This window comes from Sandarakinorhabdus sp. (assembly GCF_032115815.1).
In the GTDB taxonomy this organism is placed as follows: domain Bacteria; phylum Pseudomonadota; class Alphaproteobacteria; order Sphingomonadales; family Sphingomonadaceae; genus Sandarakinorhabdus.
This window is the reverse complement of sequence record NZ_JAUMBI010000270.1, coordinates 6,605-23,680: the sequence shown is the minus strand read 5'-3', so window position 1 is coordinate 23,680 and position 17,076 is coordinate 6,605. Positions and strand designations below refer to the sequence as shown.

Below are 17,076 nucleotides of genomic sequence, written 5' to 3'. Positions count from 1 at the left end.
ACGTTCATGCCGTCAATCTTGATGGCAGCTTCCTCGGCTGCCGCGCGGCGATCCGGGTCATGCGGCCAGCGGGCAAGGGCAGCATCATCAACATCTCGTCTCGCTCCGGCATTGTCGGCATCCCGGCGGCGGCGGCTTATGCCAGTTCCAAGGCCGCGGTGCGTAACCACAGCAAGTCCGTCGCGCTGTGGTGCGCGCAGAACGGCCTCGCAATCCGCTGCAACTCCATCCACCCGGCGGCGATCATGACGCCGATGTGGGAACCGATGCTGGGCACAACCCCGGCAGAGCGCGAAGCCGCGACAAGGGCCTTTGTCGCCGACACACCGCTGAAGCGCTTCGGCACGGCAGACGAAGTCGCCGCCATGGCTGCCTATCTCGCTGCTGATGAAAGCGCCTATGTGACGGGCAGTGAATTTCACATCGATGGCGGCATCCTGGCCGGCTCTGCCGCATCGCCAGAATGATCAAATTCCAGTCCTATCGAATTGATAGGCTATAATGCCGGAATCATGCTACAAGGATGCTGTTGGAATGCTTTGACAGGGCAACCCCCGACGTGACCAATCTTTGGTCTGAGGAGTATACGCTCATGAAAACATTCACCCGTATCTTGATTCTTGGTGCCACTTCACTTGCCCTGGCGGCCTGCTCGCAGACCACCAAGGAAGAAACCAACGAAGCTGCCAACTCGGCCGCCGACGACAGCGCTGCCAACGCCGAAAAGGCCGGTGACGCGATCGAGAAGGCCGGCGATGATGCCAGCGCCGCCATCGACAAGGCTGGCGAGAAGGCCAGCGATGCAATCGACAAGGCCGGTGACAAGGCCGACGCCGCCGCTGCCGATGCCAAGCAGAACACTGGCGAGGCCATCGAAGAAGTTGGCAAGGACATGCAGCAGCCGAAATAACGGCCACGCATGACGAGATTGGGGGCAGCCCGGCCACGCGGCCAGGCTGCCCCTTTTTTGAGTCAGTTCACATTGCGCTCGCGCCCGGCCCAGAACGGTTCGCGCAGATCCTTCTTCAGGATCTTGCCACTGGGGTTGCGCGGCAGCGCCTCGATGAAATCGACGCTCTTGGGCACCTTATAGCCAGCGATGCGGTCACGCGCGAAGGCGATCAGTTCCTCCGGCGTCACGTCGGCCTTTTTCACCACGATCGCCTTCACCGCCTCACCCCATCTGTCATCCGGCACGCCGATCACCGCGCAATCGGCGACGGCAGGATGTTCGTGCAGGGCGTTTTCCACTTCGGCCGGGTAGATATTCTCCGCACCCGAAACGATCATGTCCTTCACCCGGTCGTGGATGTACAAATAGCCATCTTCATCCAGATAGCCGGCGTCCCCGGTCAGGTACCAGCCGTCCACAACGGCCTTGGCGGTGGCTTCTGCCTTGCCATGATAACCGCTCATCACGCTCACCGACTTGATGCAGATTTCGCCCACCTGCCCCGGCGCCAGTTCCTGGCCGGCGCCATCGATGATCTTCACCTGGTTGCCGGGGAAGGGCTTGCCGCAACCGCGCATGCGGGCGTTGCCAGCGGGGTCATGATCATATGGCGGCAGATACACCACCGTGCCGCAGGTTTCGGTGGCGCCATAGCATTGGATGAAGCCGGCATTGGGGAAGGCCGCCATCGACCGGCGCAGCACATCGAGCGGGATTGGCGAGGCGCCATAATAGAGCTCGGTCATGGCGGTGAGATCGGCCGGCACGGCTTCCAGATACTGGCAGATGGCCAGCAGCACCGCCGGCACCGCAAACATGCGGGTGATGCGTTCGTGGGCGATGGCGCTCACCATGCCAGGCACATCGGGCCGCGGCAGTATCACCATGGTGGCGCCGGCTTCCAGCGCGTGCAGCGCCCAGCCGCTGCCGCCGATGTGGAACAGGGGCATGGCCACCAGCGCCACGTCGTCCTCATCCCAGCGGCCCCAATCCTCCCCGGTCAATCGCCCCTTCTCGATGGTGCCGAGCAGCTGGCGGTGGCTGAGCAGCGCGCCCTTGGGAAAACCGGTGGTGCCGCTGGTGTAAAGCTGCAGCGCGACATCACCCGGGCTGATGGCGGGCATGGCATCATCGGGCTCATGGCCGGCAATCCACTCGGCAAAGGCCGGCCGGCCCGCGAACGGGGCATCAAGCAGGATCACGGACTTCAGCCCCGTGACGCTGCGCGCCTCCTCCACCAGCGGCAGGAAGCCGGTTTCCGAAACGATGATGCCAATGCCGGCATCACCCAGGATATAGGCGATTTCGCGCGCCACCAGCCGGGCGTTGATCGCCACCAGCACCGCCCCGAGCCGGAAGCAGGCGCACATCAATGTGATATAATCGGGGTGGTTCAGCGCCAGCCAGCCAACCCGGTCACCCTTGTCCACGCCAGCACTGCGCAGCGCCGAAACCGTCTGCAACACACGGCAATGCAGATCGCCATGGCTCCACACCGCGCCATCAACCCGTATCGCCGGCTTGTGCGGTGCGCTGGCGGCGTGATGCGCGGTCATTTCGGCAAGTGTCGTGAACTGCGTGGCCATGCAAATCCTCCCCGCCCCGCTTGTGCCGCCGGCACGCGCTTTTTGCCACTCTCCATTGCGGGAAGCGTCCCCGGTCTGTAAGGGGCTTCGCCATGGAAAACACCATTGTCGCCTCCGTGAACATCTTCACCATGATCACCGAAGTGCTGATCTGGGGCCTGATCGTGTGGGCGATCTCAAGCTGGCTGGTTGCCTTCAACGTGGTCAACACCCGCAACCGCTTTGTCAGCGGCGTACTGGACGCGCTGGACCGCATTTATGGCCCGATGGTGCGGCCGATCCGCCGCATCCTGCCGGATTTCGGCGGCATCGATCTGTCGCCGCTGGTGTTGTGGCTGCTGCTGCGCGGCCTTCAGATGCTGGTGCCGGCGCTGGTGCTGGATTCGACAAGGCTGCTGCAGTGAGTGCTGTGCTGATTGACGGCAAGGCCCGCGCCGCCGCCCTGCGCGCCGAAGTGGCGACTGGGGTGGCCGCGTTGGTTGCTGCCCATGGCCGCGCGCCGGGGCTCACCGTCGTGCTGGTTGGCGATGATCCGGCCAGCGCGGTCTATGTCGGCTCCAAGGGCAAGGCCACGCGCGAAGCCGGCATGATCTCGGGCGAATATCGCCTGCCTGCCGATACCAGCGAAGCCGATCTGCTCGCCCTGGTGGCCACATTGAACGCAGATCCGGCGGTGGATGGCATCCTCGTCCAGATGCCGCTGCCGAAACATATGGACAGTGATCGCGTGATTGCCGCCATCGATCCGGCCAAGGATGTCGATGGCCTGCACCCGATCAACACCGGCCTACTGGTCAGTGGCCGCGATGGGCTGGTGCCGTGTACGCCATCGGGCTGCATGTTGCTGATCAAGGAAGCCTTGGGCAACATCGCCGGCGCGGAAGCCGTGGTAATCGGCCGTTCGATCCTGGTCGGCAAGCCGATGGCCGCACTGCTTACCAACGCCAGCGCCACCGTCACCGTCGCCCACAGCCGCACCCGCGATCTGGCCGGCCACGTGGCGCGCGCCGATATCGTCGTGGCCGCCGTGGGCATCCCGGGGATGGTGAAGGGCGAATGGATCAAGCCCGGTGCCTGCGTGATCGATGTCGGCATCAACCGGATTGCGCTCCCCGATGGCAAGACGCACCTTGTGGGTGACGTCGATTTCGATGGCGCCGTGGGCCGCGCCGGCTGGATCACCCCGGTGCCGGGCGGCGTCGGCCCGATGACCATCGCCTGCCTGCTAGCCAACACGTTGAAGGCCGCCAGCGCGCGGGCCGCCGGATGAACTTCAACGATCCGCTCGTCCAGTTGTTCATTTCCTCGTTCGTTACCCTGTTCGTGGTGATCGATCCGCCCGGCTGCGTGCCGATTTTTTCCAGCCTCACTGCGGGCACCACGCCCAAGCACCGGTTCGACATGGCGGTGCGCTCCAGCCTGATTGCCGCCGGCGTGCTGATCGCTTTCGCGCTGGGCGGCGAAGCCTTCCTGTCGGCGCTGGGCATCACCCTGCCCGCCTTCAAGATCGCTGGCGGCCTGATGGTGTTCGTGATCGCCATCGACATGGTGTTCGAAAAGCGCACACAACGCCGCGAAAGCCGCGCCGAAGGGGTGAAATCCGCTGCGGACGCCGCCGGCAAACCGCTGGAGCAGGAAGATATTTCGGTGTTCCCGATGGCCATCCCGATGCTGGCCGGGCCAGGCTCGATTGCATCGGTGATGCTGCTGTCGGCCCGCACCGGCGGTGATGTGGCGCAGGAAGCCGTGGTGCTGGGCGCACTGGTCACCGTGCTGCTGCTCACCCTGCTCTGCCTGCTTGCCGCCGGGCCGATCATGAAGCTGATGGGCGCCAAGTTCGAAGGCGCGCTCACCCGTCTGTTGGGCGTGGTGCTGGCGGCGCTGGCGGCGCAGTTCGTCATCGACGGCATCAAGCAGAGCTTTGGCCTGTAGCTCGACACGTCAGATCACGCGGTTCACTATGCTCCTGCAACCACAGGAGACTCGACCATGCCCTCAGCTCTCATCATCGGCGCTTCGCGCGGCATTGGCCTTGGCCTCACCCAGGAACTGATCGGCCGCGGCTGGGAGGTGGTGGCCACCCAGCGCAGCCCGTCACCAGCGCTGGCCGCCACCGGAGCGCAGGTGGCCACCGTTGACATTGACGATGGCGAAACGGTGGCGGCGCTGGCCACCAGCCTTGCCGGCAAGACCTTCGATCATGTGCTGATCAATGCAGGCATTACCGGCGGCCGCGCCGATACCGCCACCACGGTGAGCCGCGAGGCAATGGCGCAATTGTTCTGGACCAACGCCATCGCCCCCATCCGCGCCGGCCGCATCCTGCTGCCACTGGTCAAGGAAGGCGGTTCAATCGGCTTCATGACGTCGATCCTGGGGACGGTTGGTGGCCGCAACCACGCCCGCGCCGAGCTTTACAGCGCCTCGAAAGCCGCGCTCAACAGCCTCAGCCGGGGCTTTGCCGTGCAGGATATCGGCAGCCGGGCCGTGGCCGTGCTGAACCTGCACCCGGGTTGGGTAAAGACCGACATGGGCGGCGCCGATGCCGATATCGATGTCGCCACCAGCGTGAAGGGCCTGGCCGATGTGATCGCTGCCGCGCGCCCGCCCGGCCAGGTCTATGTCGACTACAAGGGCAGCAGCATTCCCTGGTAAGATGACGAACAGAAAACGGGCGCCGCTCCGGTGGAGCGGCGCCCGTTTTCTGTCAGTGGGGCCGGACGTACCGGCCCCAGCTCAATCAGGCAGCCACGCTGGTGCGACGGCGGCGGGCGGCGACGCCGACCATGCCGAAGCCGGCAATCAGCATCAGCCAGCTGGCCGGTTCCGGAACCGCGCTGTCGACCAGGATGTTATCGAGGATCGGACCGCGGGCATCGTTGTTACCCGTGGCGCTGAACACCAGGCTCAGCGTGCCCGAGCTGGTGGGCACGAACGACAGCACATAGCTCAGGAACGGACGGGTGCGGTTGATGCTTTCGCTATAGGTGCCGAAACCACTGACCACGCCGGTGGTGCCATAGCCAGTCTGGAAGCCCGACGAGGAGACGATGGCGATGTTTTCCGGGCTGGTGAAGTTCAGCGCGAAGTTGAACGTGTCGGTACCCGTCAGACGCTGATTGCCGCTGACGTCGAACGACACGGTGATCAGGCGGCCTGCGTTGAAGCTGATGAGGTCGCTGGTGATCGAGCCAACGTTGGGCGAGCCAACGAGATCGAGGCAGCGACCGGCCAGGCCAGCGCACAACACGCCAACCGTATTGTTGTTAACCACATCAACACTGCCCGCGACCGTGAAGCCAGGAACGTTGGTCACGTTGCTGCCGGTCGTCACGCTATCGAAATTCTGGCTGAAGATGGTGACGGCCGAAGCCGGCATGGCCATCACGGCGGCGGCGGCAAGAGCAGCAAGAATACGCATTGAAATCTCCCTTTGATACGCAGCCTTCCATGCAAGCAGCGTGCCAAAACGGATATTTCTCGATTTATCCCTGTTTTTCAGCGCGATACGCGCAAAGCCCAAAAAAGCGTGCCAAAATGGATGTAAAGTACGCCGACACTTCGGACGCTGCAGGGCAGCACCCGGTCCATTCAGGTCGGCGCCTGAAAAATCTCTGAGTCGACTGCCCTGCCCATCGAAAAGGCCAGACTCGGCGAGTCGTGAGCATTATGACCGAATATTTCTGACGTGAAAATGATTAAATAGTTAACATTGCCGTGGTCGGACCATTCCACTGGCCACGACCCGCCCTGCCGCAGTGCATGTAAACTATTCCGACTCTTGCGCCGGCCCACCAGCGGGCCGGTTCAGGAACGACTGCAGGTCCAGACAGGACGGTGTGGCGCATGGCCCACGCCGCCAGAGCGCGCGGACGCGCCCTTGGCTCCGCCCACTTGGGACGTTTTCATCAGTCCACCACCAACAGGATCAACCAGGCTCAGCGCCCGTCGCGGCGCCCCAGCAGCCGCAGCCGCAGCGCGTTCAGCTTGATGAAGCCGGCCGCATCGCGCTGGTCGTAGGCGCCGCGATCATCCTCGAACGTCACGATACCCGCCGAGTACAGGCTATAAGGCGATTTGCGTCCCACCACGCCCACATTGCCCTTGTACAGCTTCAGCCGCACCGTGCCTGTCACCTTGTCCTGGCTGTGATCGATGGCGGCCTGCAGCATCTCGCGCTCCGGGCTGAACCAGAAGCCGTTATAAAGCAGCTCGGCATATTTCGGCATCAGCTCATCCTTCAGATGCGCTGCGCCGCGATCCAGCGTGATCTGCTCGATGCCGCGGTGCGCGATGTGCAGGATGGTACCGCCCGGCGTTTCATACATGCCGCGCGATTTCATGCCGACGAAACGGTTCTCCAGCAGATCGAGCCGGCCGATGCCATGGCGCTTGCCAAGCTCGTTCAGCTTGGCCAGCAGCATCGCCGGGCTCAGCCCCTCGCCGTTCACCGCAACCGCATCGCCGCTCTGGAAATCCACCGTGATATATTCCGGCGTGTCCGGCGCCTCTTCCGGGTGATCGGTGCGGCTGTAGACATAATCCGGCACTTCTTCCCACGGATCTTCCAGCACCTTGCCCTCGCTGGAGGTGTGCAGCAGGTTCGCATCGGTGGAGAACGGGCTCTCGCCGCGCTTGTCCTTCGCCACAGGAATCTGGTGCTGTTCGGCAAAGGCGATCAGCGCCTCACGGCTGGTCAGATTCCATTCCCGCCACGGCGCGATGATGCGGATATCCGGCGCCAGCGCATAATAGCCCAGCTCGAAGCGCACCTGGTCGTTGCCCTTGCCCGTCGCCCCGTGGGAGACGGCATCGGCACCCGTCATCTTCGCGATCTCGATCTGCCGCTTGGCAATCAACGGCCGCGCGATCGACGTGCCCAGCAGATACAGCCCTTCATAAAGCGCGTTGGCGCGCATCATCGGGAACACATAATCCTTCACGAACTCTTCGCGCAGATCGTCGATGAAGATATTCTCCGGCTTGATGCCGAGCAGCAGCGCCTTGGCGCGCGCCGGCTCCAGCTCTTCGCCCTGGCCCAGATCGGCGGTGAAGGTGACGACCTCGCAGTTATACTCGGTCTGCAGCCACTTCAGGATCACGCTCGTATCGAGCCCGCCCGAATAGGCCAGCACCACCTTGTTGATCGAATCAGCCATGGTCATCCCTTCACGTTGTGGATGCGCGCCTATTTGCTAAGCTGCCCCAACGCAAGCGGGGGAAACACCATGGCCGACACCGCAAAGACACTGCCAACCGATGCCAGCGTGGCAGACTTCCTCGCCGCCCTCGAACCCGCCCGCCGCCGCGACGAAGCCCAGGCCATCGACGCGCTGCTGCAACACGTGTCCGGCTGCCCGCCCGTGCTGTGGGGCAGCAACATCATCGGCCATGGCCAATATGACTACACCTACGCCTCCGGCCGCACCGGCACCTGGCCCCGCCTCGGTTTCTCCCCCCGCAAGGCGCAACATGTCGTCTATCTGATGGACGGCTTCGATGGCCAGGCCGACCTGCTCGCCCGCCTCGGCAAGGCGACGACCGGCGTGTCATGCCTGTATGTGAAGAAACTGGCGGATATCGACATGGACGTGCTGGCCGAAATGGCCCGCCGTTCGTGGGCGATAATGGCGGCGCGCTACCCGATGTAAGACGAAGGAAGGGCTTCCGGCGGACAGGAACTCGTCCCCATCGCTTATCCAACTTCCATGCGCTGGCGTTCTCGACGTGAGTAGACTCCACGGCTTCGGTGGCAACGCGCCCGCCGCTAGTTTCGCAGACACGAGACCCAGGCGATGCCAAGGAAGATGATTACCCGATGATTGCGCAGGACGTGCCGATTGTTTGCGTAGGCGGTTCGGCAGGCGGACAAGACGCCTACCAACGCTTGCTCCAGAATCTGCCGTCCGATCTCGGGGCGGCGATTGTCATCGTGAACCACTTGCGGACGGTATCGACCCATCTGCACGAAATTCTGCCGCACCATACCGATATGCCCGTCGAGCTGATTACCGAAGGCCTCGACATCCAGCCGAACCGCGTGTTCATCATCCCATCCCAGCGGGATCTGCATGTTTTGAAAGGTGAATTTCGACTGAAGCCCATTTCAAAGCCGAGAGGATGGCCCGACGTCATCACCGTCTTCCTCTGCTCCTTGACCGAGCATTGGCATGGCAAGCTGGTTGCAGTGATCGTGTCCGGTTACGATGGCGACGGCGCCGACGCTTTGTGCGCGATCCGGGATGTCGGCGGAACGACAATCGCGCAATTGCCGGCCTCGGCAGGACAGCCCGACATGCCCGACAGCGCCATTGCCAGCGGGTGCGTTGATTTCATCCTGGCGCCTGAGCAAATCGCCGATCAGATCATCAAGATCATTCGGCCGACCCACGCGGACTGAACGTTCGCTCTTGCTTCAGCCTTTGCCGCAAGCCGCCTGCACACGCTGCTTGCGGCAGAGAGCAAGCGGGACCCCGGATCAAGTCCGGGGAGAGGGGAAGAAAACGAAAGTGGGTGCAGGGGCTCAGCCCCTGCCCGCCGGAGGCCGCCTTATTTCTGGCGGCGGATGAAGTCCCTCAAATCAGACGACAATTTCTTCCGGTCCGCATCACGAACATACATCATGTGGCCGGCGTCATAGTAGTGGAACTCGGTGCGGCCCTCCGGCCAGCCGGGGCGGTTCATCGAATATTCGGCGAAGTGGAACGGCGTGGCGAAATCATACCAGCCCTGGCCGACCCAGACCTTGGTGCGGCTGTTTTCACGCAGGGTGCGGGCGAGGCCGGGGGCGACGTTGACGTAACTGTCCCGACCGTTGCCCAGGCGCCAATCCCAGGCGCCGACGCCGCCGATGGAGACATAGCTGCGATCGGTCTTGTAGCCGAGATCGCCGCGCAGATAGGCGTTCACGGCTGCGGGATAGGAGGCATCGATGCCGTAGAAGCTGGGATCGTTATCGGGCCCTTCGCCGGCGTTGTCATAATCCTTGCCGGTGTAACGGGCGTCGAGGCGGCCGATGGTGAGACCGCGATCGCGCAGCAGTTCCTTGTAGAAACGGCCGGGCGTGACGCGCAGATTGGCCTGTTCGAGATAGGTTTCCGACAGGCCGGTGAAGCGCGCCAGTTCCTTGCGGATGGCGGCGCGTTCGGCGGCAGGCAGGCTGTTCCCCTTGATCAGCGCGGTGATGTACGGGCCGCTGGCAAAGGCGCGGGCTTCGGCCACCCACGCTTCGACGCTGGCGGGCTTGTTCGGGATCTTGTCGTGATACCAGGCGGCAGCGGCATAGCTGGGAGCCAAGCCCATATATTGCATTTCATTGCCTTCATCCTCGGCCTCCAGACCGAAATCGAGGATGGCGGAGATAAGGATGACGCCGTTCAGCGCCACGTCGTTGTAGCCGCGGTTGAGTTCGTGGGCGACGGCGGCAGAGCGGGTGGTGCCATAGGATTCGCCGCCCAGGAACTTGGGCGCGTTCCAGCGGTTGTGCTCGTTTAGCCACAGGCGGATGAACTCGGCGACGGATTTGGCATCGCTGTTGACGCCCCAGAACTCCTTGGGATCGGTCTTGCCCAAGGCATGGCTCCAGCCGGTGCCGACCGGATCGATGAACACCAGATCAGCCGCGTCGAGCAGCGATTCGGGGTTGTCGCTGATGTCATAGGGTGGGGCGCCGTCGTCCTTGGCATCAGGGATGTTCACCCGCTTCGGGCCAAAGGCACCCATGTGCAGCCACAGGCTGCCGGAGCCGGGCCCGCCGTTGAACAGGAAGAACACCGGGCGGTTCGGCTCCGGATTGTCCTTCAAATACGTGGTGGCGAAGATAGCGGCGGTGGGCTTGCCCTCCTTGTCCTTCAGGAAGGTTTCGCCGGCGATGGCGGTGTAGTTCATCTTGACGCCGCCAAACGTGCCGGTGCGCTTGGCGACGACGCGGTTGGGGGTGGGGGCGGCCTCGGCGGCCTTTTCAGCGGGCTTGTCGGCGGCTTGGGCGAAGGCGGGCACAGCCAGCGCAGCAGCCAGCGCGATCAGCGAAACGAAACGAACCATGATATTCTCCCCTTTGACCCTCCGGATAGCCGGCAGTCACGGGGAGTTCAATCAGAAGCCTTTGGCGAGGCCGGGTCGATGGGAGCTGCCGCCGGCGCTGACTTAACCAATTTGCCAACACCCCAGGCGCCGATCGCCGCTGCCGCAAGTCCGAGCGGCGACACACGGCGCAGCACGAACGGCAATGCAACGGCGGCGACATTGCCGATCGGCCCCAGCTGCGATCCCGAAACGCGCGAGGCAATCTGGCGGGTGGCCGCGGCAGCAACGGCACGAACGGCAAGGCTGGCAAGCGGATTGGCCATGAGTCGTCTCCTGTCGTTTCACCTGCATAACACAGGTGGGGGCCGGCGGTGCAGCATGCAAGCCTCGCCGCCTGCTACTCGTCGCGCTATGGCAACACCATGCCGAACGCACGTCTCTCTGCCCCCGATGCGCTGCTGCGACTGTGGATGCTGGCCGAATTCGCCATGGCCGGGCTCTATATCTGGCTCGGTTGGGGGATGCGCGATTGGCCGGCCGATCTGCCCGGCCCACAGCCGTTGCGTGCCGTGGAGATCACGGAGTTCATGTACCTGTTCGTTTTCGTGCCGGCCGCCATCGTGGTGGCGATGCGCTGGCGGGCAACGCGCGATCGGCTGCTGGTTGGGCTGGCATTGGCCTATTGTGCCCTGTCCTTGTGGTCGTACATCGCCTGGGACGCCGCCTTCGAAGACGGCGCCGCTATGGCTGGCGAAATACTGCGGCTGCGGATGGCCGATGCCGCCATCGCGTTGGCCGGCGTGCCTGTCGCGCTCAGGGCGCTGCGCTTACGCTGATCTTCGCCGCGCTGGTGGCGCCAGACAGGGTATCGACCGCCGTCACCCAGGTTGCGCCGGCTGGAACAGCGGCCGCAAAGCGACCAGTTTGTCCGGCCCATTTCATCGGCACGGCGTTGCTGCCCACCCAGGCCTTCACTTCGAAACGCCTTTCATCCCACAGCGTGCCAGGCGCGATCGGGCAGCCGCACAGCATCGACACATCGGCCACCACCTGCTCGCCATCACGCCGCGCGGTGAGCGCCAGGCCGGGCAATTCCACCACCCAGCCATCACCCACCACCGGCTGGCCGGGGATCAGCCAGCGGGTTTCGGCCTTGGACACCGCCACGCCGGCCGGCTTCATCGGCCCCGTGATCACCACCCGGATTTCCTTGGGCTCGCTGATGTCGATGCTAGTGGTGAAGTGCGCCGACTTGTCATCCGCCATCGGCGTGCCGCGCGGGCTACCGGGCATAATCTTCGCGGTATCGCCGGTGCCGCCGTCGATATGCCCCTCGGCCAGCTTGGCGCCGGTGGCAGCATCGGCCAGGACGACATCCACGCCGCCCATGCCGGTGCCAATGAACTTGGCGCCCTGGCTCAACACCCGCACCTTCACCGGGGTCGGCACGGCCAGCGCCGGGGTTGCGCCGAGCAGCGCGGCAATCAGGATCAGTCGGTTCATGGATTTTCTCCCCTCAGGCGGACGGCAGCGGCCCGCATTTCGGCATCGCGGTGGCTCAGCCGCTCGGCAATCATCGTTTTCAGTGGTGCCAGGATTTCCGGCTGGGCGCTGGCCGGGGTGCCGCCAGCATGGCTTTCCGGATCATATTCCAGTGCCAGCCGGATCGTGGCCGCCGCATCCGGCCCATGCAGATGCGCCACCACCCGGAAGGCGAAATCAATGCCACTGGTCACACCGCCGGCGGTGATGATGTTGCCATCGAACACGGTGCGTTCTTCGACCCAATCCGCGCCAAACATCGGCAGATACTGGCCCCAGGCCCAATGGCAGGCGGCCTTGCGGCCCTTCAGCAGCCCGGCCGCACCCAGAATCAGCGAACCGGTGCACACGCTGGTCAGCCATTGCAGCCCCGGCGCTTGCACGCGCAGCCAATCGAGAATTTCCGCATCGTTCATCGCTGCCGAACAGCCATAGCCACCCGGCACGCAGAGCAGATCGAACTGGCCCGAATCGGCCAGGGTGAGCGTCGGCACCAGCGCCAGCCGGCAATCGCTCATCACCGGGTCCATGGTCTTGGCGACATATTCCACCTGCGCGCCCGGCATGCGGCTCAGCACCTGGGCCGGCCCGGTCATGTCGAGCTGGGTAAGCTGATCATAGAGCAGAAAAGCGACGCGCATTGTTCAGACCCCTTCTTGGGCCAGCCATAGCGCGGGCGGGTGGCAGCCGCCAGTCTGGCGCATGCCCTGCCCCACCGATGCCGCATTGCAGCACAGCCAGCCCTGTGCTACTTCGCCGCGCCTGTTCAACGGTCGGGCTTCTGCCATGTCGAACCAGGGTGCATCGTCAGATGCGGCCACTCACGCTGATCATCATGGGCATCAACAATCGCTGCTGAAGCTGGCGGTTGGCGCCGTTGGCGTGGTGTTCGGTGATATCGGCACCAGCCCGCTTTATGCTTTCAAGGAAACCTTTGCGGGCCACCATCCGCTGGGGCTGTCCACGGTCAGCATCTATGGCGTCATCTCCCTGATTTTCTGGACGATGATGCTGGTGGTGACGCTGAAATATGTCTCCGTCATCATGCGGGCCGACAATCGCGGCGAAGGTGGCAGCCTCGCCCTGATCGCCCTGATTTCCCGCCTTTCCCCCGGTGACACGCGATCAGCGCAACTGGTGCTGCTGGGCGTGATGGCCACGGCGCTGTTCTTCGGCGATGCCATCATCACGCCGGCCATGTCGGTGCTGTCGGCAGTGGAAGGCATCACCGTGGTCGAGGCACGGATGCAGCCGTTGGTGGTGCCCATCGCCATCGCCATTCTGCTCGGCCTGTTCCTGTTTCAGAGCCGCGGCACAGCCAAGGTCGGCGCCATCTTCGGTCCCATCGTGCTGATCTATTTCGCCACGCTGGCGGTGCTGGGCATCAGCAACATCATCGCCAATCCGGCCATATTGTGGGCACTGAACCCTTGGTATGCGCTGCAATTCATCATCGCCATGCCGGGCGCGGCCTTCCTGGCCCTGGGCAGTGTCGTGCTGGCCGTCACCGGCGCCGAAGCGCTCTATGCCGACATGGGCCATTTCGGCCGCAACCCCATTCGCCTTGCCTGGTTCGCCCTCGTGCTGCCGGCGCTGATGATCAACTATCTTGGCCAGGGTGCCTTGCTCACCGCCCATCCGGAGGCCGTCTCCAATCCCTTCTTCCTGATGGCACCGGAATGGGCGCGGCTGCCGCTGGTGGTGCTGGCGACGCTGGCCACCATCATCGCATCACAGGCTGTCATTTCGGGCGCCTTCTCGGTGACCCAGCAAGCCATTCAGCTCGGCTTCCTGCCGCGCATGAAGATCGTCCACACCTCGGCCTCGGCCTTCGGGCAGATCTATATCCCGGCGGTGAACTGGGCACTCCTGGTGCTGGTGATGTTCCTGGTGCTGGCCTTCCAGTCCTCCTCCAACCTCGCCGCCGCCTATGGCATTGCCGTTACCGGTACGATGCTGATCGATACGCTGCTGGTCGGCGTGCTGGTGCTCACCATATGGCGCTGGCCGGCATGGTGGGCGGCGCCGCTGCTGGCGATCTTCCTGATCGTCGATTTCGCCTATTTCGCCTCCAACCTGACCAAGGTGCCCGATGGCGGCTGGTTCCCGTTGGTGATCGGCCTTATCGGCTTCACCGGCCTCACCACCTGGTCTCGCGGTCGGGCGCTGATGCAGGAACGGCTGCGCGACAGCTCGATGCCGATGGACGTGTTCATCAAGTCTGCCGCGGCGGCTGCCACCCGCGTGCCCGGCACCGCGGTGTTCATGACCACCTCGCCGGTGGGCGTGCCGCAGGCGCTGCTGCACAATCTGAAGCACAACAAGATCCTGCACGAGCGCATCATGATCCTCACCGTCGTGATCGATGAAGTGCCTTATGTGTCGGACGAGGATCGCATCGGCGTGAAGGATCTGGGCGGCGGCTTCTACCGCATCCTGATCCGCTATGGCTTCATGCAGGAAATCGACATTCCGGCCGTGCTGAAGAAGGTGGAAAACTGTGGGCCCAAGCTGAAGATGATGGAAACCAGCTTCTTCCTCTCCCGCCAGACCCTCTTGGCCAGCGACAAGCCCGGCATGGCAATCTGGCGCGAACATCTGTTCAGTTGGATGATGCGCAACGCCGAAAGCGCGATGGACTTCTTCAAGTTGCCCACCAACCGCGTGGTGGAGTTGGGCTCTCAGGTCGAGATCTGAGACCTCAATCCAGATCGCTGGTGGAGATCACGAACCAGCGCTGACCGCCATCCGCCATCAAGGTGACCATTTCGCCGCTGGGCACCTCGAATGCGGGGGCCAGTTCGACTGTCTCGCCCATCGCCGCCATGAGCCGGATGCCGCCACGCCCGGCCGCCCGAACCGTCAGCAGCCGGCCTGCCAGCAGATTTGCGCGCGGCAGCCGGATGGACAGATTTTCGACCCGCACCGCAATGACGACATCAATATCGTCGCCAAGGTTCATCGTAGCGGGGTCTGCATCGTTCACGATCAGCGGTCGTGCCTGTTGCGCTCCGCGCGGCCCCGGTGCGCCGGCAGGCCCCGTCGCACCGGCGGGCCCAGCCAGTCCTGGCGGCCCTGCTGGCCCCGGCAACCCCGGAGGGCCCTCCCTGCTAATGCTGGCCGAGCAGCCAGAAAGGGCAAAAGCCAGAACAACAAGTGGCGGGACTGCTCGTTTCATTACAGCAATGTAATTCTTTCGCCGCCATCCTGCAAGCGACGGTAGAAAGCCTTATCGCTCCCTCACGCAGCCAAGAGGTGCAGGGCCTGCATATTGCCGCTAGGGTGTCTTCAACCACAGGAGAATCCCATCATGACCATTTCCCGCGAAATCTGCCTTGCCAGCCGCCCGGTCGGCATGCCCGCCGCCGAAAATTTTGCGCTCGCCAGCCGCGAACTGGCCGCCCCCGGCCCCGGCGAAGTGCTGGTGCAGAACAAGTATATGTCTGTCGATCCCTACATGCGCGGCCGCATGTATGACCGGCCGAGCTATGTGCCGCCGTTCCAGATCGGCGAGGCGCTGCAGGGCGGCGCCGTCGGCGTGGTGGTGGAAAGCAACGCCGAGGGCCTGAAGAAGGGCGACATCGTTTCCTCCATGTTCGGCTGGCGCGAAGCGTTCGTGGCGCCGGCTGCTGCGCTGGAAAAGCTCGACGTGCCGGGTGGCATTCCGATGGAAAGCTTCCTCGGCGTGCTCGGCATGCCCGGCCTCACCGCCTGGGCCGGCCTGACGCAGATCGGCAAGCCCAAGCCGGGCGACGTGGTGTTCGTTTCAGGTGCGGCCGGTGCCGTGGGCAGCATCGTCGCGCAGGTTGCCAAGCTGAAGGGCTGCACCGTGGTCGCCAGCGCCGGCAGTGACGACAAGTGCGAATGGCTCAAGAGCCTCGGCATCGATCATGTCATCAACTATCGCACCTGCGGCAATCTGCTGGCCGCCGTGCAGGCCGCCGCGCCCAAGGGCATCGACATCTATTTCGACAATGTCGGCGGCGAGCATCTGGAAGTCGCCATCGAAGTCGCCCGCCCGTTCGCGCGCCTGATCGAATGCGGCATGATTTCCGCCTACAACGACACCGAGCCAACCCCCGGCCCGCGCAACCTCATCCAGGTGGTGGGCAAATCGCTGACCATGCGCGGCTTCATCGTGATGGAGTTCGCGGGCCTGCGCGGTGATTTCCTGGCCGAGATGGGCCCGTGGATCCGTGCCGGCAAGCTGAAGTGGCAGGAAACGGTGCTGGACGGCATCGAGAAGGCGCCGGAAGCGTTCATCGGCCTGTTCGAAGGCAAGAACACCGGCAAGATGCTGGTGAAACTCTAACCGACAGGCCGGCGGGCGTTGAGGGCGAGGGCCAACGTGCCCTCGTCCAGCCAGTCAAGTTCGCCGCCCATCGGCAGGCCTTGCGCCAGTTGGCTGACCTTGACGCCGGTGGAGGCCAGTGCCTCGGCGACATAATGCATGGTCGCCTGCCCCTCCATCGTGGCGGACAAGGCGAGCACCACTTCCTTCACCATGCCGTCACCGGCACGGGCGACGAGCGCCGGAATCGCCAGATCCTCCGGCCCAACCCCATCGAGCGCCGAAAGCCGCCCGCCCAGCACGTGATAGCGGCCGGGGAAGAGGTGGCGTCCATCCAGCGCCCACAGATCCGCCACATCGGCGACCACGCACAGCAAGGATGGATCGCGGCGCGGATCGCGGCAGATGGCGCAGGGGTCGCTGGTTTCGACATTGCCGCAAACCCCGCACACCACCAGATTGGCCGCCACGGCCTGCAGCGCTTCGAGCAGCGGAAACAGCGCCACTTCGCGCCGCTTGATCAGATGCAGCACCGCGCGCCGCGCCGAGCGCGGGCCCAGACCCGGCAGCCGCGCCAGCGCATTGGTGAGGGCATCAATTTCGGGCGAAGCCATGGCCCCTTATGGTGACAGATTTTTACCGGCGCAACCGGTCTGGATTTTGACACGAATTCCCCATGG

At 64.0% G+C, this 17,076-nt stretch carries 20 protein-coding genes; 11 read left to right on the top strand and 9 right to left on the bottom strand.

Annotated elements, in window-relative coordinates; all coding sequences use genetic code 11:
- Together RT662_RS15510 and RT662_RS15505 are read left to right on the top strand one after the other, a co-directional pair.
- On the top strand, positions 1-467 hold a 467-nt coding region (locus RT662_RS15510; protein ID WP_313671592.1), incomplete at its 5' end, for an SDR family oxidoreductase.
- A gap of 125 nt (positions 468-592) precedes the next feature.
- A complete protein-coding gene (locus tag RT662_RS15505; protein ID WP_313671591.1) occupies positions 593-910 on the top strand; it encodes a hypothetical protein in 318 nt (105 codons plus the stop codon).
- A 62-nt stretch (positions 911-972) separates the two neighbouring features.
- Here the strand turns inward: RT662_RS15505 and RT662_RS15500 are convergent, their stop codons facing one another.
- Positions 973-2,538: a long-chain-fatty-acid--CoA ligase gene (locus RT662_RS15500; protein WP_313671590.1), complete on the bottom strand. Its 1,566-nt coding sequence runs from the start codon at positions 2,536-2,538 to the stop codon at positions 973-975.
- Positions 2,539-2,630: 92 nt separating this feature from the next.
- Here RT662_RS15500 and RT662_RS15495 point away from each other — a divergent pair, with 92 nt between their 5' ends.
- Genes RT662_RS15495 through RT662_RS15480 form a run of 4 tightly spaced genes read left to right on the top strand, consistent with a single transcriptional unit; the run spans position 2,631 to position 5,193 of the window.
- On the top strand, positions 2,631-2,942 hold the full coding sequence (locus RT662_RS15495) for a YggT family protein (RefSeq protein WP_313671589.1): 312 nt from the start codon (positions 2,631-2,633) through the stop codon (positions 2,940-2,942).
- Entirely contained in the window at positions 2,939-3,808 is an 870-nt protein-coding gene (folD, locus tag RT662_RS15490) for a bifunctional methylenetetrahydrofolate dehydrogenase/methenyltetrahydrofolate cyclohydrolase FolD (protein WP_313671588.1), read from the top strand. The genes RT662_RS15495 and folD overlap by 4 nt, the downstream gene beginning before the upstream one ends.
- Positions 3,805-4,470, top strand: coding sequence for a MarC family protein (locus tag RT662_RS15485; protein WP_313671587.1), 666 nt, complete (start codon positions 3,805-3,807; stop codon positions 4,468-4,470). The genes folD and RT662_RS15485 overlap by 4 nt, the downstream gene beginning before the upstream one ends.
- Positions 4,471-4,527: 57 nt before the next feature.
- On the top strand, positions 4,528-5,193 hold the full coding sequence (locus RT662_RS15480) for an SDR family NAD(P)-dependent oxidoreductase (RefSeq protein WP_313671586.1): 666 nt from the start codon (positions 4,528-4,530) through the stop codon (positions 5,191-5,193).
- 85 nt (positions 5,194-5,278) lie between these two features.
- Here RT662_RS15480 and RT662_RS15475 read toward each other — a convergent pair whose 3' ends face one another.
- Both RT662_RS15475 and RT662_RS15470 read right to left on the bottom strand, forming a co-directional pair.
- Positions 5,279-5,959 carry a PEPxxWA-CTERM sorting domain-containing protein gene (locus tag RT662_RS15475; RefSeq protein WP_313671585.1) on the bottom strand — a complete coding sequence of 227 codons (681 nt, stop codon included), beginning with the start codon at positions 5,957-5,959 and terminating at the stop codon, positions 5,279-5,281.
- Between the two features lie 517 nt (positions 5,960-6,476).
- The gene (locus RT662_RS15470) at positions 6,477-7,697 is read right to left on the bottom strand and encodes an argininosuccinate synthase (protein ID WP_313671584.1); all 1,221 of its coding nucleotides are present in this window, start codon (positions 7,695-7,697) and stop codon (positions 6,477-6,479) included.
- 69 nt (positions 7,698-7,766) lie between these two features.
- On the opposite strand from RT662_RS15470, the gene RT662_RS15465 reads away from it, so the two are divergent.
- Positions 7,767-8,189: a DUF1801 domain-containing protein gene (locus RT662_RS15465; RefSeq protein WP_313671583.1), complete on the top strand. Its 423-nt coding sequence runs from the start codon at positions 7,767-7,769 to the stop codon at positions 8,187-8,189.
- Between the two features lie 98 nt (positions 8,190-8,287).
- Positions 8,288-8,938 carry a chemotaxis protein CheB gene (locus RT662_RS15460; RefSeq protein WP_313671582.1) on the top strand — a complete coding sequence of 217 codons (651 nt, stop codon included), beginning with the start codon at positions 8,288-8,290 and terminating at the stop codon, positions 8,936-8,938.
- A 149-nt stretch (positions 8,939-9,087) separates the two neighbouring features.
- On the opposite strand, the gene RT662_RS15455 is transcribed toward RT662_RS15460, so the two are convergent.
- On the bottom strand, positions 9,088-10,581 hold the full coding sequence (locus RT662_RS15455; protein ID WP_313671581.1) for a S10 family serine carboxypeptidase-like protein: 1,494 nt from the start codon (positions 10,579-10,581) through the stop codon (positions 9,088-9,090).
- Between the two features lie 47 nt (positions 10,582-10,628).
- Positions 10,629-10,886: a hypothetical protein gene (locus RT662_RS15450; RefSeq protein WP_313671580.1), complete on the bottom strand. Its 258-nt coding sequence runs from the start codon at positions 10,884-10,886 to the stop codon at positions 10,629-10,631.
- 99 nt (positions 10,887-10,985) lie between these two features.
- Here RT662_RS15450 and RT662_RS15445 point away from each other — a divergent pair, with 99 nt between their 5' ends.
- Positions 10,986-11,399, top strand: a complete 414-nt coding sequence (locus RT662_RS15445; protein WP_313671579.1) for a hypothetical protein — start codon at positions 10,986-10,988, stop codon at positions 11,397-11,399.
- Here the strand turns inward: RT662_RS15445 and RT662_RS15440 are convergent.
- Both RT662_RS15440 and RT662_RS15435 read right to left on the bottom strand, forming a co-directional pair.
- On the bottom strand, positions 11,377-12,066 hold the full coding sequence (locus RT662_RS15440) for a hypothetical protein (RefSeq protein WP_313671578.1): 690 nt from the start codon (positions 12,064-12,066) through the stop codon (positions 11,377-11,379). The two genes, RT662_RS15445 and RT662_RS15440, sit on opposite strands and share 23 nt — an antisense overlap.
- A complete protein-coding gene (locus tag RT662_RS15435; RefSeq protein WP_313671577.1) occupies positions 12,063-12,746 on the bottom strand; it encodes a DJ-1/PfpI family protein in 684 nt (227 codons plus the stop codon). Before RT662_RS15435 ends, RT662_RS15440 begins: the two co-directional genes overlap by 4 nt.
- Before the next feature lie 145 nt (positions 12,747-12,891).
- Between RT662_RS15435 and RT662_RS15430 the strand changes: the two genes are divergently transcribed.
- Positions 12,892-14,802: a potassium transporter Kup gene (locus RT662_RS15430; protein WP_313671576.1), complete on the top strand. Its 1,911-nt coding sequence runs from the start codon at positions 12,892-12,894 to the stop codon at positions 14,800-14,802.
- Positions 14,803-14,806: 4 nt separating this feature from the next.
- On the opposite strand, the gene RT662_RS15425 is transcribed toward RT662_RS15430, so the two are convergent.
- Positions 14,807-15,067: a hypothetical protein gene (locus tag RT662_RS15425; protein ID WP_313671575.1), complete on the bottom strand. Its 261-nt coding sequence runs from the start codon at positions 15,065-15,067 to the stop codon at positions 14,807-14,809.
- 348 nt (positions 15,068-15,415) lie between these two features.
- Between RT662_RS15425 and RT662_RS15420 the strand changes: the two genes are divergently transcribed.
- Entirely contained in the window at positions 15,416-16,417 is a 1,002-nt protein-coding gene (locus RT662_RS15420) for an NADP-dependent oxidoreductase (RefSeq protein ID WP_313671574.1), read from the top strand.
- Here RT662_RS15420 and recR read toward each other — a convergent pair.
- Complete coding sequence (recR, locus tag RT662_RS15415; RefSeq protein WP_313671572.1) at positions 16,414-17,010, bottom strand: recombination mediator RecR; 597 nt, start codon at positions 17,008-17,010, stop codon at positions 16,414-16,416. The genes RT662_RS15420 and recR overlap by 4 nt on opposite strands.
- Positions 17,011-17,076: the final 66 nt, after the last annotated feature.